2 pseudogenes are annotated in these 503 nt (G+C 44.3%); both read right to left on the bottom strand.

Going from position 1 to position 503, the window contains the following annotated elements:
- Nucleotides 1–79 (bottom strand): annotated as a pseudogene (locus R7Q48_RS31615) (disulfide bond formation protein B); the annotation flags it as partial.
- 84 nt (nucleotides 80–163) lie between these two features.
- Nucleotides 164–503, bottom strand: a pseudogene (locus tag R7Q48_RS31620) (sodium/proton antiporter); the annotation flags it as partial.

Genomic DNA, 503 nt, shown 5'->3' on the forward strand with positions numbered 1-503 from the left:
AAAATATGATGAACAAAAGAAGAAGCAACCATGATACGCGTCCCTTCGAAAATTGGTTAAGTGATGAAAAAATAGTCACGGTTTCAATCCTGTCTGAAATAGAAAAAAGCTCTGAATACTCAGAGCTTTTTATCGTGGATAAGTTTCCTAATCAACTCAAATTTTAGTGTCCGCCAGACACAACTGGAGTCAGATCACCGGTATGAGGTGCAATCCAGCCCGCATCGTAGAAAGACGCTGTTGCTGGCTCTAGGAAGAACATGATTCCCATCAGACCTACAATCGCCAAAACGACAGTGTATGGCAATGCCATCACTACCATTCGACCGTAAGACAGACGAATTAACGGTGCTAGCGCAGACGTTAGTAGGAATAGGAAAGCGGCTTGACCGTTTGGCGTTGCAACAGAAGGTAAGTTTGTACCGGTGTTGATTGCAACTGCTAACAGGTCGAACTGTTCACGCGTGATCAAGCCTTCCATAAGGGCTGATTTCACTTCGTTG

It is taken from the genome of Vibrio sp. 378, assembly GCF_033339435.1.